Source organism: Arthrobacter sp. BL-252-APC-1A (genome assembly GCF_009696625.1).
In the GTDB taxonomy this organism is placed as follows: Bacteria; Actinomycetota; Actinomycetes; order Actinomycetales; family Micrococcaceae; genus Arthrobacter_B.
On sequence record NZ_VULS01000004.1, the window covers coordinates 297,144 to 313,103 of the forward strand.

The following is a 15,960-nucleotide window of genomic DNA, read 5'->3' on the forward strand; positions in this document are numbered from 1 at the left end:
CATAATTATGAAGCCTCATGCATAAAACTGCTGTAGGGTGGATGCCATGACGATTTCCGTAGCTGTTTCAGGTGCCAGCGGCTATGCCGGCGGCGAGGTCCTGCGCCTGCTCGCCGGCCACCCCGGCGTCAAAATTGGAGCCATCACCGCCCACAGCAACGCCGGTTCCCGGCTTGGCGAACTCCAGCCGCACCTGCACGCCCTGGCTGACCGTGTGCTCGTGGACACCACGGTGGAAAACCTGGCCGGCCACGACGTCGTTTTCCTGGCCCTGCCGCACGGAGCCAGTGCAGAGATCGCCGCCCAGCTGTCCGAAGACACCCTGGTGATCGACGCCGGCGCTGACCACCGGCTTACCGATCCCGCAGCCTGGCAGAAGTTCTACGGCTCCCCGCACGCCGGGTCCTGGCCGTACGGCCTGCCCGAGCTGCCCGGCCACCGCGAAATGCTGCGCGGCGCACGCCGGATTGCCGTTCCCGGCTGCTACCCCACCTCCTCGCTGCTGGCGCTCACCCCCGGTTTCGCAGCAGGACTGCTGGAGCCCGACGACGTCGTTATCGTCGCTGCCTCCGGCACCTCCGGCGCGGGCAAGGCAGCGAAGCCGCACCTGCTCGGCTCCGAAGTGATGGGCGGCATGAGCCCTTACGGCGTAGGCGGCGGGCACCGGCATACCCCGGAAATCGAACAGGGCCTCTCCGCCGCAGCGGGGGAGCAGGTCTCCATTTCCTTCACCCCGACGCTGGCCCCCATGGCCCGCGGCATCCTCACCACCGCAACGGCGAAGGTCCGCCCCGGAATCGACGCGGCCGCTCTGCGGAACGCCTGGGAAAAGGCCTACGCCGACGAACCATTCGTCCGGGTACTGCCCGAAGGCCAGTGGCCGGCAACCAAGATGGTCGTTGGGTCCAACTACGCGGCACTGCAGCTCGCCTTCGATCCGCACGCAGGCCGAGTGATTGTCTCCGCCGTGATCGATAACCTCACCAAGGGCACTGCCGGCGGAGCCGTTCAATCCATGAATATCGCCCTGGGCCTCAATGAGGACACCGGGCTTACCTTGCAGGGAGTAGCACCGTAATGACCACCACCGCAGCAACCGGCATCACCGCGCCGGCCGGATTCCGTGCCGCAGGCGTCACCGCCGGACTCAAAGCTTCCGGCGGACGCGACGTCGCACTGGTGGTCAACGACGGTCCCGCCAAGGCAGCAGCCGCAGTGTTCACCCGCAACCGGGTGGCTGCAGCTCCCGTGCATTGGTCCCGCCAGGTGATGTCCGACGGCCGGGCCGACGCCGTGTTCCTGAACTCCGGCGGCGCCAACGCCTGCACCGGCCCGCAGGGTTTCCAGAACACCCACGCCACCGCCGAAAAAGTCGCCGACCTGCTCGGCATCTCCGCCGGCGATGTGCTGGTCTGCTCCACCGGCCTGATCGGCGAGCAGCTGCCCATGGACAAGATCCTCCCGGGTGCCGAAGCTGCCGCAGCGGCGCTGGATGCCGACGGCGGTGCCCTGGCAGCCGAAGCGATCATGACCACGGACTCCGTCTCCAAACAGGCAGTCTTTACCGGCAGCGGCTACAGCATCGGCGGCATGGCCAAGGGCGCCGGCATGCTGGCACCGGGCCTGGCCACCATGCTGGTGGTCCTGACCACGGACGCGGACCTCGACGCCGCTGCCCTGGATGCGGCCCTGCGCGCCGCCACCGCCGTCACCTTCGACCGCACCGACTCCGACGGCTGCATGTCCACTAACGACACCGTGATCCTCATGGCCTCCGGCGCATCCGGCACCACCCCGGACACTGATGAGTTCACCCGCGGACTCACCGAGGTGTGCCACTCCCTGGCCCAGCAACTCATCACCGACGCCGAAGGCGCCAGCCACGACATCGCGATCACTACGGTCCACGCGGCCACGGTGGCCGACGCCGAGAACGCCTCCCGCGCCGTCGCCCGTTCCAACCTCTTCAAGACCGCCATCTTCGGCAACGACCCGAACTGGGGCCGGGTGCTCTCAGCCGTCGGCACCACCGACGCCGCGTTCGAACCTGACCAGATCAACGTCACCATCAACGGCGTTCAGGTCTGCCGCAACGGAGGCATCGGGGAACCGCGCGACGGTGTGGACCTCACCGGACGGGCCGTCAGCGTTGAAATCGACCTCGCTGCCGGCACCGAGTCCGCGACCATCTGGACGAACGACCTGACCACGGACTACGTCCACGAAAACTCGGCGTACAGCAGCTAGGCGGGAAAAGAACAGCATGAGTACAGCCACCCAGCAGGACCAGGCAGCGGCACAGGACAAGGCCGCCACCCTGATTGAAGCCCTGCCCTGGATCCAGCGCTTCGCGGGCAGCACCATCGTGATCAAGTACGGCGGCAACGCCATGATCAACGACGAACTGCGCCAGGCCTTCGCCGAAGACATCGTCTTCCTCCACCACGTGGGCGTGCACCCCGTAGTGGTCCACGGCGGCGGGCCGCAGATCAGTGCTCTGCTGGACCGGCTCGGCATCGAATCCGAGTTCAAGGGCGGGCTGCGCGTCACCACCCCCGAAGCCATGGACGCCGTCCGCATGGTGCTCACCGGGCAGGTCGGCCGCGAACTGGTTGGCCTCGTGAACTCCCACGGCCCCTACGCCGTTGGCCTCTCCGGAGAAGACGGTGGACTCCTGCAGGCCGTCCGCACCGGAACCGTCATCGACGGGGAAGAAGTGGACCTGGGCCTGGTGGGCGAAGTCGTGGGCGTGAACCCCGGCGCCATCCTGGACCTCATCGAAGCCGGCCGCATCCCGGTCATCTCCACGGTCGCCCCGGAGATCGGCGCCGACGGCAGCCCCACGGGTCAGGTGCTCAACGTCAACGCCGACACCGCCGCCGCTGCCCTTGCCGTGGCACTGGGCGCCTGCCGCCTGGTGGTCCTGACCGACGTCGAAGGCCTCTACGCCAACTGGCCGGACAAATCCTCGCTGATTTCTGCCCTCACTGCCGGCGAACTGCGGGATATGCTGCCCACCCTTGAATCCGGCATGATCCCCAAGATGGAAGCCTGCCTGGCTGCCGTGGACGGGGGAGTGGACCGCGCCGCAGTCGTCGACGGGCGCATGGCCCACTCGATGCTGCTGGAAGTCTTCACCACCGCCGGCATCGGCACCCAGATCATTCCGGACGGAGCAGAAGCATGAGCAACCCCACTACTTCCGCTGTGCAGCCCTCCGCGTCCGCGGTGGTCGACCCTGCCGGTTCCGGCAGCGAATGGCTGGCACGCTACACCGATTCGCTGATGGGTGTCTTTGGCACCCCGCAGCGCGTGCTGGTCCGCGGCCACGGGTGCACGGTCTGGGACGCGGACGGCAAGGAATACCTGGACCTGCTCGGTGGAATCGCCGTGAACGCCCTGGGTCATGCCCATCCGTTCGTCACTTCCGTGATTGCCAGCCAGCTGAACACCCTGGGACACATCTCCAACTTCTTCACCAGTCCTACCCAGGTGGCGCTGGCCGAGAAGCTGCTGCAGCTCGCCCAGGCCCCGGCGGGATCCAAGGTCTTCTTCGCCAACTCCGGCACCGAAGCCATTGAGGCCGCTTTCAAGCTCGCCCGGCGCAACTCCACGCCGGAACGCACCCGGATCATCGCCATGGACCGTGCCTTCCACGGCCGGACCATGGGTGCCCTGGCGCTGACCGCCAAGCCCGCCTACCGTGAGCCTTTCGAACCGCTTCCCGCCGGCGTCGAGCACATCCCGTACGGGGACGTCGAGGCGCTGCGTGCCGCCGTGGACGAGACCGTTGCCGCAGTGTTCATCGAACCCATCCAGGGTGAAGCCGGTGTGCGGGTGCCGCCTGCCGGGTACCTGGAAGCAGCACGGCAGATCACGCGCGACGCCGGTGCGCTGCTGGTCTTCGACGAGGTCCAGACAGGCATCGGCCGCACCGGACGCTGGTTCGCCTCCGAAGGTGTGCTTCCAGATGCCATGACCGTGGCCAAGGGACTGGGCAGCGGCTTCCCAATCGGCGGGCTGATCGCCTTCGGGCCGGACGTTTCGTCCCTGCTGAGCCCCGGCCAGCACGGAACCACCTTCGGCGGAAACCCCGTGGCAACCGCTGCCGCACTGGCCACGCTCTCCGCAATTGAATCCGGAGACATCCTGGCGAACGTCCAGGCCACAGGGGAGTACCTGCGGAACGGATTGCGCGGCACCGCCGGCGTTACCGAAGTCCGCGGTGAGGGGCTGCTGATCGGCGTTGACCTGGAGCAGGAGATTGCTCCAGCAGTGGTCACGGCGGCCCTGGACTCCGGATTCATCATCAACGCCACTGGGCCTGCGACGCTTCGCCTGGCACCGCCGCTCATCCTGACCACTGACCAGGCGCAGAGTTTCCTGGACAAGCTCCCCGCCCTTCTGCAGGCCGCCGCGGCCACGATTGGACAGCCATGACCCGCCACTTCCTCGTTGATACCGATCTGACCCAGGCCGAACAGGCTGAGGTCCTGGACCTTGCGGACGCCCTGAAGAAGGACCGCTGGAAGTACCAGCCCTACGCCGGTGAGGGCTCCGGCCGGCAGACCGTCGCGGTCATCTTCGACAAGACCTCCACGCGCACCCGGGTCTCCTTCGCCGCCGGCATCTCCGATCTGGGCGGCGTCCCGCTGATCATTGGCGCGGGGGAGTCCCAGCTGGGCCACAAGGAATCCATCACGGATACGGCCAAGGTTATGGAACGCATGGTCTCAACCATCGTCTGGCGCACCTACGCCCAGTCCGGACTGGAAGAGATGGCCGCGAACTCCTCCGTTCCGGTCATCAACGCGCTCTCCGACGACTACCACCCCTGCCAGCTCCTGGCGGACCTGATGACCATCCGCGAGCACAAGGGCACCCTGGCCGGCCTGACCCTGACCTACCTGGGGGACTGCGCCAACAACATGGCCAACTCCTATCTGCTGGCCGGGGTCACCGCAGGCATGCACGTCCGGGTCGCCGGACCAGTTGGCTACCTGCCGGATCCGAAGATCGTCGACGCCGCGGCAGCCCGTGCCGAGGAAACCGGGGGATCGGTAACGATCACCACGGACGCCGCCGAAGCCCTTGCCGGAGCCGACGTCGTCGCCACTGACACCTGGGTCTCAATGGGCCAGGAAGACGAGAAAGCTGCCCGGCAGGAGCTGTTCCGGAACTACGCCGTGGACTCCGCAGCCATGGCACAGGCCGCGGAAGACGCCGTCGTACTCCACTGTCTGCCCGCCTACCGCGGCTACGAGATTTCCGCCGACGTGATCGACGGCCCGCAGTCCGTGGTCTGGGATGAGGCCGAGAACCGGCTGCACGCCCAGAAGGCACTGATGGTCTGGCTGATGGCGAGGTCCGGCCTCACCGGGAGCCCGGAGGAAGCGGTATGACCATGCCCACCACCAAGACAGCCCGGCAGGCCCGCATCCGTGCGCTGCTGACCGGACTGTCCGTGCGGTCGCAGGCAGAACTGGCCGCGCTGCTGGCCGATGACGGAGTGCAGGTCAATCAGGCCACGCTTTCCCGCGACCTGGTGGAACTCGGCGCCGTGCGCATGCGCGGCAAGGACGGGGTGCTCGTGTACGCCGTTCCCTCCGAGGGAGGCGAACGCACCCCGCAGTCCGGGATTAGCCCGGAAGTGCTCGATGCGCGGCTCGCCCGCCTGTGCGGCGAACTGCTGGTCACCGCCGAGGCCTCCGGGAACATCGTGGTGCTGCGCACCCCGCCCGGCGCCGCGAACTTCCTCGCCCTGGCAATCGACCATTCCATCATGCCGTCCATCCTGGGCACCCTGGCCGGGGACGACACCGTGCTGCTGGTCACCCGGGAGCCCGACGGCGGTGCGGAGCTGGCGGCACGCTTTTTGTCCATCGCGGACGAGGCAACTGCCAGCGGGCAGGCACCTGACAATCGCATACTGTAGAACCTGGACGGGCAGGCACCCCGGAACAGGTTTTCCCCCACTTTTACAACCAAACCGCAGCGTGCGCGCTGCACCAATCGCAAGAGGAGCACATTCGTGAGCGAACGTATTGTTCTGGCCTACTCCGGTGGCCTGGATACGTCTGTAGCCATCGGCTGGATTGCCGAGGCAACCGGCGCCGAGGTCATCGCCGTGGCGGTCGACGTCGGACAGGGCGGAGAATCCCTGGAGACCATCCGCCAGCGTGCCCTCGACTGCGGCGCGGTGGAAGCCTACGTGGCTGATGCCCGCGACGAGTTCGCCGCCGAGTACGCCATGCCGGCCCTGAAGGCCAACTCCCTGTACATGGATTCCTACCCCCTGGTTTCCGCCCTGTCCCGTCCGGTGATCGTCAAGCACCTGGTCGCCGCTGCCCGTGAATTCGGTGCCACCACCGTTTCCCACGGCTGCACCGGCAAAGGCAACGACCAGGTCCGCTTCGAGGTCGGCATCCAGACCCTGGGCCCGGACCTGAAGTGCATCGCCCCGGTCCGCGACCTGGCCCTGACCCGCGACAAGGCAATTGCCTTCGCCGAGGAAAAGAACCTGCCGATCGTCACCACCAAGAAGAACCCGTTCTCCATTGACGCCAACGTCTGGGGACGCGCCGTGGAAACCGGCTTCCTGGAAGACATCTGGAACGGCCCCACCCCGGACGTGTACGAGTACACCTCCGATCCCGCCTCCGGCATTGCCGCTGACGAAGTTGTCATCACTTTCAAGGAAGGCGTTCCGGTAGCGATCGACGGCAAGCCGGTCACCCCGCTGCAGGCCATCGAGGAAATGAACCGCCGTGCCGGCGCGCAGGGCATCGGCCGGATCGACATCGTCGAAGACCGCCTGGTAGGCATCAAGAGCCGCGAAATCTACGAAGCTCCCGGTGCCATGGCCCTGATCGCCGCACACAAGGAACTCGAGAACGTCACCATCGAGCGCGAGCAGGCCCGCTTCAAGAAGACCGTGGGCCAGCGCTGGACCGAACTGGTCTATGACGGCCAGTGGTTCTCCCCGCTGAAGAACTCCCTGGATGCCTTCATCGAAGACACCCAGAAGTACGTCTCCGGCGACATCCGCATGAACCTGCACGCCGGCCGCGCCACGGTCACCGGCCGCCGGTCGGAGTCCTCGCTGTACGACTTCAACCTGGCCACCTACGACACCGGTGACACATTCGACCAGTCGATGGCCCGCGGGTTCATCGAGCTGTTCGGCATGTCCTCGAAGGTCGCCTCGGCCCGCGACCTGCGCCTGGCAGAAGGAAAGTAAGGAACATGGTCAACGGCAAGCCGTCAATCGAAACAGGGACCAACCTTCCAGGAGCCGGCGGCTCCACGGTCCAGGGTGCACTCTGGGGCGGGCGCTTCGCCGGCGGTCCGGCCGACGCACTGGCAGCCCTGAGCAAGTCCACCCACTTCGACTGGCGGCTTGCCGGCTATGACATTGCCGGCTCCCGGGCGCACGCCCGGGTGCTGCACAAAGCCGGGCTGCTCTCCGACGAAGAACTCGCCGGGATGCTCAAGGCACTGGATGAGCTCGACGCCGATGTGCGCTCGGGCGCCTACCTCCCGGCCGAGTCGGATGAGGACGTCCACGGCTCCCTGGAACGCGGCCTGATCGAACGCGCCGGACCGCAGCTGGGCGGCAAGCTCCGCGCCGGCCGGTCCCGCAACGACCAGATCGCCACCCTGGGCCGGATGTACCTGCGCGACCACGCCCGGATCATCGCCGCCGGTGTGCTGGCCACGGTCGACTCCCTGGTGGAGCAGGCCGAGAAGCACCTCGGTGTGGCCATGCCCGGCCGCACCCACCTGCAGCACGCCCAGCCGGTGCTGCTCAGCCACCATCTGCTGGCCCACGCCTGGGCCCTGCTGCGCGACGTGCAGCGCCTGGCCGACTGGGACAAGCGTGCAGCGGTTTCCCCGTACGGTTCCGGTGCACTGGCCGGGTCCTCGCTGGGGCTCGACCCCAACGCCGTCGCCGCAGACCTGGGCTTCGACTCCGCGGCCTGGAACTCGATCGACGGCACCGCCTCCCGCGACGTCTACGCAGAATTCGCCTGGGTTGCCGCCATGATCGGCGTCGACCTGTCCCGGATCAGCGAGGAAATCATCCTCTGGGCGACCAAGGAATTCTCTTTCGTCACGCTCGATGACGCCTTCTCCACCGGCTCCTCGATCATGCCGCAGAAGAAGAACCCGGACGTCGCCGAGCTGGCCCGTGGCAAGGCCGGCCGCCTCATCGGCGACCTGACCGGACTGCTGGCCACGCTCAAGGGCCTGCCGCTGGCGTATAACCGGGACCTGCAGGAGGACAAGGAACCTGTCTTCGACGCAACGGACACACTGGAGCTGCTGCTCCCGGCCGTCTCCGGCATGATCGCGACCCTGGTCTTCAACACCGAGCGCATGCAGTCCCTGGCTCCGCAGGGCTTTGCGCTGGCAACGGACATCGCCGAATGGCTGGTCCGCCAGGGCGTGCCGTTCCGCGAGGCGCACGAGCTCTCCGGTGCCGCCGTGAAGCTCGCCGAAACCCGCGGCGTCGAACTCTGGGACCTGACTGACGAGGAATACGCCGGCATCTCGGAGCACCTGACTCCGGAAGTCCGCACCGTGCTCTCCACCGAGGGTTCGCTGGACAGCCGCAGCAGCCAGGGCGGCACTGCGCGTTCAGCAGTGGAGTCGCAGCTGGCCGAGCTGAAGCAGCAGCTCGACGCGGCCCGCGCCTTCGAGGCCTAAGCCTTCCCCCACCATCGAGATGGCAGAAACTGCCCGTTTGACGCGTCATACGGGCAGTTTCTGCCATCTCGATTTGGGGAGGGGATAGCGTGGAGCCATGTCCAACTCGAACCTCCGCCGCAAGCTGCGGGCGCTGCCCGACTTCGCCGAGAACCTCCCCGGCTTCGATCCGGAGCAGGCACCGGAGGACCCCGCCGAGCTGTTCCTGGCCTGGCTGGATGAGGCGCTGGCCGCCGGAGCGCCCCAGCCGCACGCGTTCTCACTCGCCACGGCGGACGCTGCCGGAAACCTGTCCTCCCGCATGCTGATCCTGAAGAACCTCGACGGCGACGGCTGGCACTTCGCGACGTCCCGTGCCTCCCGCAAGGGGCGGGAGCTGGAGGAGAATCCGCGTGCGGCCATGAACTTCTACTGGCACGGCCTCGGCCGACAGGTGCGGGTGGCCGGAAACGTGGTGCTGCTCAGCGCCGAAGCATCAGCCCGGGACTGGGCGGAGCGGCCGGCCGCCGATGGTTCCGAGAACCCGGACTGGCAGCTTTACGCGCTGACTCCGCGGGAAGTCGAGTTCTGGCAGGCAGACCCGGGCCGGCGGCATATCCGGCACAGGTACGTGCTCTAGGCGCTCTTCCGCACGCCCGGTGCAAGCTGCCCGCACCCCCTCCCGAACGACGGCTGCCGCCGCTAGCCTGAAATGGTCAGCATCCACGTCCAGGAAGGCCGGGGCATGTCCGAATCCCCAGCAGGGTCCAGCAACTCCGAATCCAGACCGGTTCCCGAGGGCCGCATCGAAAAAGTCAGTGACGGCTGGGTACTGGCGTTCGACAAGCAGCTCGATTACCCCGCCGCCCACATTTGGGATGTCCTCACCAACCCGCAGAAGGTGGAGAACTGGCTGGGCCAGGTCAGCCCTGGATGGGAACTCGGCAAGGCATACACGCTGGAGATGGATGGAAGCGGCGTTTCCGGGACCGTTCTCCAGCTCAGTCCCCGCTCAAACCTCCAGATCACCTGGGATGACCAGCTCGGTGAAGAAGCAGTTCTTGACTGGCAGGTACTGGAGTCCGACGGCGGTGCGCTGCTGGCTTTCCGGGCGCACACGGACACCGCTGATTTCCTGGCCGAGGGCAGTGCAGGCTGGCAGGGCATCATGGCCGCCTTTGCCGCCGTCGCCGCCGGAGAATCGCCGTCCCAGGAGGAATCCGGATCCCGCGAGGCGCTGCGCGATGCGTACTCCCGCGAGTTCGGTGTCAGTCCCACGATGGGGACGGTGAGGGACGCTGCGGACGGCAGGACCCTCGAGTTCGAACGCTGGTACCGGGCCCCCGCCGAGGACGTGGGCTCCGCCGTCGAAAGTTCCAGCGGCAACCTCGGCATGGGGCAGGAAGCGGAGATTGAAATCAGCGAAGACGGAGGAGTGGCCAAGCTTCACGTCCGGCAGTACATCCCGGGCGGTACGCCGGAAGACACTGCCGCGCTGATGGCAGCCTGGCACCTGGCCCTGGATTCAGCGGCTATCAGGCTTCAGGGCGGCACCCCGAACCCGAACTCCCACCGGCTGCGTGCGCTGGAGGCGCTCTACCGCACTGCGCTCTGAGATTTCGGAAGCTCCCGGGCTGCCTTGCTACGGTGAGTCAATGGATCCTTCCGACCCGCGCAGTGCCCTCGCCGTTCCCGCAACAGAAGCAGCCCCATGGCTGCTGGGCGCAGTGCTCCGCCGCGAATCTCCGGACGGGGACGTGGCCGTCCGGATCACCGAGGTCGAGGCTTACCTGGGGGAGGCCGACCCCGGATCACATGCCTTCCGCGGCCGCTCTGCGCGCAACGCGACCATGTTTGGGCCCGCCGGCCATCTCTATGTCTACTTCACCTACGGCATGCACTACTGCGCCAACGTGGTCTGCGGTGAAGCAGGGCAGGCCACCGGGCTCCTGCTGCGGGCAGGGGAGATCGTGGAAGGACACGGCACGGCCCGCCGCCGCAGGAAGGAACCCAAAACGGACCTGGACCTGGCCCGCGGTCCGGCCCGGCTGGCACAGGCGCTGGGGATCGACCGCGAACTGAACGGTGCCGACGTTTTTAGCGGGCCGCTGCGCCTCGAGCTGCCCCCGCAGCCGGCAGATCCGGCCCGAATCTCCGTTGGGCCGCGCGTGGGGGTCAGCGGTGAAGGCGGTGGCGCTGCCTTTCCCTGGCGTTTCTGGCTCACCGGCGAGCCCACGGTCTCCAAGTACCGGCCCGCCGTCGTACGCCGGCGGCCGGCGGGAGCAACTTCAAGGGCAACGGGCCGCTAGCGCCGGTGCAGCGCCTCAGTGTGACAAGCGGCGCAGGCCGAATCCGGCGATGGACCGCTGAGTCCGGTTGCCGGACCGGTAAGGTGGATGGGTGAAAGACGAAGCTTCAGCTCCTGTAGTACCTGCCGAATCCATTCTTGAGACCATCGACCGCCTGTGCGCGGTCGTTCCGGATTACCCAACTCCCGGAGTCGTTTTCCGGGACCTGACTCCGGTCTTCGCAGACGGACCTGCCCTGCGCGGCATGGTCGATGCCCTGCTGGCCGGGTTCGAGGGGACCTTCGACTACGTAGCGGGCGTCGAAGCCCGTGGTTTCCTGCTGGCAGCGGCCGCAGCATACGCATCGGGCCACGGCGTCATCACGGTCCGCAAGCCGGGCAAGCTTCCCCGTCCCACCTACAACGAGACGTATTCGATGGAGTACGGCACCAACAGCCTGGAAGTACACATCGGTGACATTCCGGCCGGTTCCCGGGTCCTGGTCCTCGACGATGTACTGGCCACCGGCGGCACCCTTGGCGCCACCGCCCGGCTGATTGAACGAGCAGGTTCCACAGTTGCCGGAATCGGCGTCGTACTGGAACTCGACGGCTTGGGCGGACGCGAAAACCTGGCGGGCTACAAGGTCCTTTCGCTGCGAACGTACTAGCCTTTTGCCCTCGGGCAGGCCGCGGCTCGGCCGCACTCTGGACAGGGCATACAAAATGTGCCGAAGCACGGTAAACTTGACGGTCTGCCTTTGCGAGAGGGAACGCGAACATGCCTGAAGAGTCTTCGGCCCACACGGAGCTGGAAAACGAGCGCCAATACGTGGCCGGCTTGTACCACCGGCTCGATGAGCTGCGCGAGGAAAAACGAGAGCAGCTGGCCCAGGTGCGGCGCAGCCACTCTGCCGGTTCACACCAGAACCGGTCCGAGCGCGACGCGTTTGCCACCATGTATGAGGACCGGCTGGCGCAGCTGATGGCCGTCGATGACCGCCTGGTTTTCGGCCGGCTGGACCTCGACGACGGCGAAACCCGCTACATCGGCCGCATCGGCTTGTCCACGGCGGACCTGCAGCGGCTGATGGTCGACTGGCGTGCCCCGGAAGCAGGCACTTTCTACCAGGCAACGGCATTTGAACGGCAGGGCGTGCGCCGCCGCCGGCACCTGATGCTCAAGGGCCGTGACGTCCAGGGACTGGAAGATGATGTCCTGGACTATTCCATGCTCGAAGAGGGGCAGGACCTGCAGGGCGAGGGCGCACTGCTTGCCGCCCTGAATTCCAAGCGCACGGGGCAGATGTCGGACATCGTCGGCACCATCCAGGCCGAACAGGACCGGATTATCCGTGCGCCGCTGCCCGGAACCCTCGTGGTCCAGGGCGGACCGGGCACCGGCAAGACCGCCGTTGCCCTGCACCGCGCCGCCTATCTGCTCTACACCCACCGCGAACGGCTGAAGTCCGCCGGCGTGCTGCTGGTCGGCCCGTCCAACGCGTTCATCCGCTATATCGAGCGTGTGCTGCCTTCCCTGGGCGAGACCGGCGTCGTTATGTCCAGTCTTGGCCAGCTGATGCCCGGCGTCACTGCCTCCGGAGAAGAGACTCCCGCGGCAGCGGAGATCAAGGGCCGACTGTCGATGGCCGACGTCGTTGCACGCGCGGTGGCGAACCGGCAGCGGAACTTCACCGAACCGAGGCGGCTGAACATTGAAGGCACCTGGGTCACGCTGACCCCGAAGCAGGTGGCACGTGCCCGTGACCGTGCACGTGCCACCGGCAAGCCGCACAACGAAGCGCGTGTGACCTTCGTGAAGATCCTCCTGCGCGAGCTGACCGATCAGATGACGGAGATCCTGGAGGAATCGGCCGGCGCGGGCAACAGCACCGACCGCGCCTATCTCGCCGAGGACGTCCGAAGCTCCCGCGATGTCCGCGTGGCACTGAACCTGTGCTGGATGCCGCTGACGCCGGAGAAGCTCATCAGCGAACTCTTCAGCAAGCCCGGGCAGCTTGAAGCGGCGGCCCCGGAACTCACGGAGGCCGAGCGCGCAGCACTGCGGCGCAGCCCGGACGCACCGTGGACCGAGTCCGACGTTCCGCTGCTGGACGAAGCCGCCGAGCTGCTGGGTGAACTCGATGCCTCCGCCGGACGGGACAGCGCAGCGCTGGAAGAAGCGCGCAAGCGCGACCTGGCCAACGCCGAGCGTGCCATCGAAAACACTGAAGGTTTCCTGGAAGACTCCGGAGCTCACGGCATTCTTTCCGCCGAGGACCTGGCGAACCACAATATGGCCACCGAGCAGCGGCTCACCGCTGCCGACCGCGCCGCCGTCGACCGCACCTGGGCCTTTGGCCACGTGGTGGTGGACGAGGCACAGGAGCTCTCGGCCATGCAGTGGCGGCTGCTGATGCGCCGCTGCCCGCTGAAATCCTTCACGGTGGTGGGCGACATTGCACAGACGTCCTCTGCCGCCGGCGCAACATCCTGGCAGCAGGCGCTTGAGCCCTTCGTGGGGGAGCGGTGGACCCTGGAAGAACTTACCGTCAACTACCGCACCCCTGCGCAGATCGCCGAAGCAGCCGTCCGGATGGCCAATGCGGCCGGACTGGTGGTTTCCGCTCCCAAGGCCGTCCGTGAAGGCCAGTGGGCGCCTTTCCTGGATACCGTGCCCGAAGGCAGCCTCCTGACCCGGCTCCTTGAGACGCTGCCGGAAGACCTCGCAGCAATTGAAGGCGGGCTGCTGGCCGTCATCACCGAGGACCACCGGCTGGAAACAGTCCGCAGGGAAGTCACGGCGCTGTACGGAGACAGGGTCGGCACCGGCGCGGGGGGACTGAGCCAGGACATCGTGGTGATTTCCCCGCGGGAGGCCAAGGGACTGGAGTTCGACGGCGTCGTCATCCTTGAACCGTCTGAACTGCTTACGGCAGCGGCCGGGAAGGTGGGGGATCTGTACGTTGCGATGACCCGTCCCACCCAGCGGCTGCGTCTTATTGCGGAGCACGGCATCCCGGCGGGCATCGACGCCGCCGAATCCTGATAATTTAGAAGGCGTGCCACAGAATACCCAGACCTCCGAGGGCCTTGCTGCCCAGCAGAACGATCCGAGCTTTGCCAACATCTGGCAGGAACTGAAATGGCGTGGGCTGATCAAGCTCTCCACCGATGAGGCGGAACTTGAGAAACTCCTCGCCGGGGATCCGGTCACGTATTACTGCGGCTTCGATCCCACGGCGCCCAGCCTGCACCTGGGCAACCTTGTCCAGCTGCTCACCATGCGGCGTCTGCAGCTTGCCGGACACCGTCCGCTCGCGCTCGTCGGCGGATCCACCGGACTCGTAGGTGACCCGCGTCCGACGGCGGAACGCACCATGAACACCAAAGAGACGGTGAACGAGTGGGTCGGCTACCTGCAGGGACAGGTGCAGCGCTTCCTCAGCTTCGAGGGCGAGAACGCCGCCCGGATGGTGAACAACCTGGACTGGACGGCGCCCATGAGCGCCATCGACTTCCTGCGTGACATTGGCAAGCACTTCCGGGTGGGCACCATGATCAAGAAGGAAATCGTTGCCTCCCGCCTGAACTCCGACGAAGGCATCAGCTACGCGGAATTCAGCTACCAGGTGCTGCAGGGCATGGACTACCTCCAGCTCTTCCGCGATTACAACTGCGTGCTGGAAACCGGCGGATCGGACCAGTGGGGCAACCTGACTTCCGGCACCGAGCTGGTGCGCAAGGTTGAAGGCGCCACGGTGCATGCACTGGGCACTCCGCTGATCACCAACTCCGACGGCACCAAGTTCGGCAAGAGCGAAGGCAATGCCGTCTGGCTGGACGGTTCCATGACCAGCCCGTACGCCATGTTCCAGTTCTGGCTCAACACTGCCGACGCCGATGTCATCGACCGGCTCAAGGTCTTCACGTTCCGTTCCAAGGCGGAGATCGAGGAACTTGAGCGTTCGGTTCAGGAAGCGCCGCACAAGCGCGAAGCGCAGCGGGCCCTGGCTTACGACGTGACCTCCCTGGTTCACGGAACCGATGCCACGGACAAGGTCATCGCTGCATCGGCCGCACTGTTCGGTCAGGGGTCGCTCGAAGAACTGGATGAGGCAACGCTGACCGCGGCCACCGCCGAACTGCCCCGGGCAGAGGTCGGAACTGACGCCCTCGGCATCATCGACCTGCTGGTGGCTACGGGTCTCTCGAAGACCAACTCCGAAGCCCGGCGGACCGTCACCGAAGGCGGAGCCTACGTGAACAACCGCAAAGTAACCGAGATCGACGCCGTCATCGGCGAGACCGAACTGATGCACGGCAAGTACCTGCTGCTTCGCCGAGGCAAGAGAAACCTCGCTACCGCGGTGGTCTCCGCCAAGTAACCGGCGGTTACACCTCTCAGCACTGGAAGGCCGGCTCCCTCGGGGCCCGGCCTTCCTGCTTGTCTGGATCTCCTTGGGGACGGGAGGCATTCCAGCCCGGTTTGTGTGCCGCGGGGCCCCGCTTCGGGCTGCATGCAGGGCTACAGGCGGGGGTGCAGGAGGTCACACCCGGTCCGGCTTGCACGGGTGCCCGGGGGTGTGTAAAGTAATTGGAGTCGCCGCGGTTGGGGCGCCGGAAGCCAAGGCTTACGGAGACCCCCGGACGGAGACCAATCCACAAAAAACAGAGGCTGGTTCACGGCTTTGCCGCGAAAAAGCTTCGTTTTCGTGTGGGATCATCTGGTTGTTTCGAGCAGATTTCGGGAATTCACCGAATTGCTAAAACGGCCTGGATGGAATATGCTGGTAAAACACCACAGCGGTGCGAAAAGAAAAGAAAGTTTCCGGTTGGGAATGGTTTTTCTGAGTAGGCCGGATGTGCCTGTTGTTTGAGAACTCAATAGTGTGCCAAGTATATTGATACCGATTATTTATTGATTGGTTGAATTGGCTGTCCTGCCCACCCTGTGGGTGTGGATGGTTTTTTTAGCTGGTTTC

14 protein-coding genes are annotated in these 15,960 nt (G+C 66.2%); all 14 read left to right on the plus strand.

The annotated features are described in order from the left end of the window. Nucleotides 1-46 precede the first annotated feature (46 nt). Nucleotides 47-1,078: an N-acetyl-gamma-glutamyl-phosphate reductase gene (argC, locus tag FYJ28_RS08805; RefSeq protein WP_154579013.1), complete on the plus strand. Its 1,032-nt coding sequence runs from the start codon at nucleotides 47-49 to the stop codon at nucleotides 1,076-1,078. Next, a complete protein-coding gene (gene argJ / locus FYJ28_RS08810) occupies nucleotides 1,078-2,247 on the plus strand; it encodes a bifunctional glutamate N-acetyltransferase/amino-acid acetyltransferase ArgJ (RefSeq protein WP_154579014.1) in 1,170 nt (389 codons plus the stop codon). Before argC ends, argJ begins: the two co-directional genes overlap by 1 nt. Before the next feature lie 16 nt (nucleotides 2,248-2,263). Continuing rightward, nucleotides 2,264-3,187 (plus strand): acetylglutamate kinase, encoded by a 924-nt coding sequence (argB, locus tag FYJ28_RS08815; protein ID WP_055240497.1) that lies wholly within the window; start codon nucleotides 2,264-2,266, stop codon nucleotides 3,185-3,187. Continuing rightward, the gene (locus tag FYJ28_RS08820) at nucleotides 3,184-4,440 is read left to right on the plus strand and encodes an acetylornithine transaminase (RefSeq protein ID WP_154579015.1); all 1,257 of its coding nucleotides are present in this window, start codon (nucleotides 3,184-3,186) and stop codon (nucleotides 4,438-4,440) included. The genes argB and FYJ28_RS08820 overlap by 4 nt, the downstream gene beginning before the upstream one ends. Then, nucleotides 4,437-5,402 carry an ornithine carbamoyltransferase gene (argF, locus tag FYJ28_RS08825; protein WP_154579016.1) on the plus strand — a complete coding sequence of 322 codons (966 nt, stop codon included), beginning with the start codon at nucleotides 4,437-4,439 and terminating at the stop codon, nucleotides 5,400-5,402. The genes FYJ28_RS08820 and argF overlap by 4 nt, the downstream gene beginning before the upstream one ends. Further along, entirely contained in the window at nucleotides 5,399-5,935 is a 537-nt protein-coding gene (locus FYJ28_RS08830; protein WP_055240500.1) for an arginine repressor, read from the plus strand. Before argF ends, FYJ28_RS08830 begins: the two co-directional genes overlap by 4 nt. A gap of 96 nt (nucleotides 5,936-6,031) precedes the next feature. Further along, a complete protein-coding gene (locus tag FYJ28_RS08835) occupies nucleotides 6,032-7,240 on the plus strand; it encodes an argininosuccinate synthase (protein ID WP_055240501.1) in 1,209 nt (402 codons plus the stop codon). Between the two features lie 5 nt (nucleotides 7,241-7,245). Further along, the gene (argH, locus tag FYJ28_RS08840) at nucleotides 7,246-8,709 is read left to right on the plus strand and encodes an argininosuccinate lyase (protein ID WP_229780344.1); all 1,464 of its coding nucleotides are present in this window, start codon (nucleotides 7,246-7,248) and stop codon (nucleotides 8,707-8,709) included. A 97-nt stretch (nucleotides 8,710-8,806) separates the two neighbouring features. Continuing rightward, nucleotides 8,807-9,328, plus strand: coding sequence for a pyridoxine/pyridoxamine 5'-phosphate oxidase (locus tag FYJ28_RS08845; RefSeq protein ID WP_154579017.1), 522 nt, complete (start codon nucleotides 8,807-8,809; stop codon nucleotides 9,326-9,328). A 105-nt stretch (nucleotides 9,329-9,433) separates the two neighbouring features. Further along, nucleotides 9,434-10,303: an SRPBCC domain-containing protein gene (locus FYJ28_RS08850; RefSeq protein ID WP_195840636.1), complete on the plus strand. Its 870-nt coding sequence runs from the start codon at nucleotides 9,434-9,436 to the stop codon at nucleotides 10,301-10,303. A 40-nt stretch (nucleotides 10,304-10,343) separates the two neighbouring features. Beyond that, the gene (locus FYJ28_RS08855; protein ID WP_055240505.1) at nucleotides 10,344-10,997 is read left to right on the plus strand and encodes a DNA-3-methyladenine glycosylase; all 654 of its coding nucleotides are present in this window, start codon (nucleotides 10,344-10,346) and stop codon (nucleotides 10,995-10,997) included. A 91-nt stretch (nucleotides 10,998-11,088) separates the two neighbouring features. Then, entirely contained in the window at nucleotides 11,089-11,646 is a 558-nt protein-coding gene (locus tag FYJ28_RS08860; RefSeq protein ID WP_326831617.1) for an adenine phosphoribosyltransferase, read from the plus strand. A 110-nt stretch (nucleotides 11,647-11,756) separates the two neighbouring features. Next, a complete protein-coding gene (locus FYJ28_RS08865) occupies nucleotides 11,757-14,024 on the plus strand; it encodes a UvrD-helicase domain-containing protein (RefSeq protein ID WP_154579019.1) in 2,268 nt (755 codons plus the stop codon). Nucleotides 14,025-14,037: 13 nt separating this feature from the next. Continuing rightward, entirely contained in the window at nucleotides 14,038-15,363 is a 1,326-nt protein-coding gene (gene tyrS, locus FYJ28_RS08870; protein ID WP_326831618.1) for a tyrosine--tRNA ligase, read from the plus strand. Nucleotides 15,364-15,960: the final 597 nt, after the last annotated feature.

What these genes read in the sequence shown, in the direction of transcription:
- argC (WP_154579013.1), top strand. Translation starts at nt 47, where the DNA reads ATGACGATTTCCGTAGCTGTTTCAGGTGCCAGCGGCTATGCCGGCGGC.
- argJ (WP_154579014.1), top strand. Translation starts at nt 1,078, where the DNA reads ATGACCACCACCGCAGCAACCGGCATCACCGCGCCGGCCGGATTCCGT.
- argB (WP_055240497.1), top strand. Translation starts at nt 2,264, where the DNA reads ATGAGTACAGCCACCCAGCAGGACCAGGCAGCGGCACAGGACAAGGCC.
- FYJ28_RS08820 (WP_154579015.1), top strand. Translation starts at nt 3,184, where the DNA reads ATGAGCAACCCCACTACTTCCGCTGTGCAGCCCTCCGCGTCCGCGGTG.
- argF (WP_154579016.1), top strand. Translation starts at nt 4,437, where the DNA reads ATGACCCGCCACTTCCTCGTTGATACCGATCTGACCCAGGCCGAACAG.
- FYJ28_RS08830 (WP_055240500.1), top strand. Translation starts at nt 5,399, where the DNA reads ATGACCATGCCCACCACCAAGACAGCCCGGCAGGCCCGCATCCGTGCG.
- argH (WP_229780344.1), top strand. Translation starts at nt 7,246, where the DNA reads ATGGTCAACGGCAAGCCGTCAATCGAAACAGGGACCAACCTTCCAGGA.
- FYJ28_RS08845 (WP_154579017.1), top strand. Translation starts at nt 8,807, where the DNA reads ATGTCCAACTCGAACCTCCGCCGCAAGCTGCGGGCGCTGCCCGACTTC.
- FYJ28_RS08850 (WP_195840636.1), top strand. Translation starts at nt 9,434, where the DNA reads ATGTCCGAATCCCCAGCAGGGTCCAGCAACTCCGAATCCAGACCGGTT.
- FYJ28_RS08855 (WP_055240505.1), top strand. Translation starts at nt 10,344, where the DNA reads ATGGATCCTTCCGACCCGCGCAGTGCCCTCGCCGTTCCCGCAACAGAA.
- FYJ28_RS08865 (WP_154579019.1), top strand. Translation starts at nt 11,757, where the DNA reads ATGCCTGAAGAGTCTTCGGCCCACACGGAGCTGGAAAACGAGCGCCAA.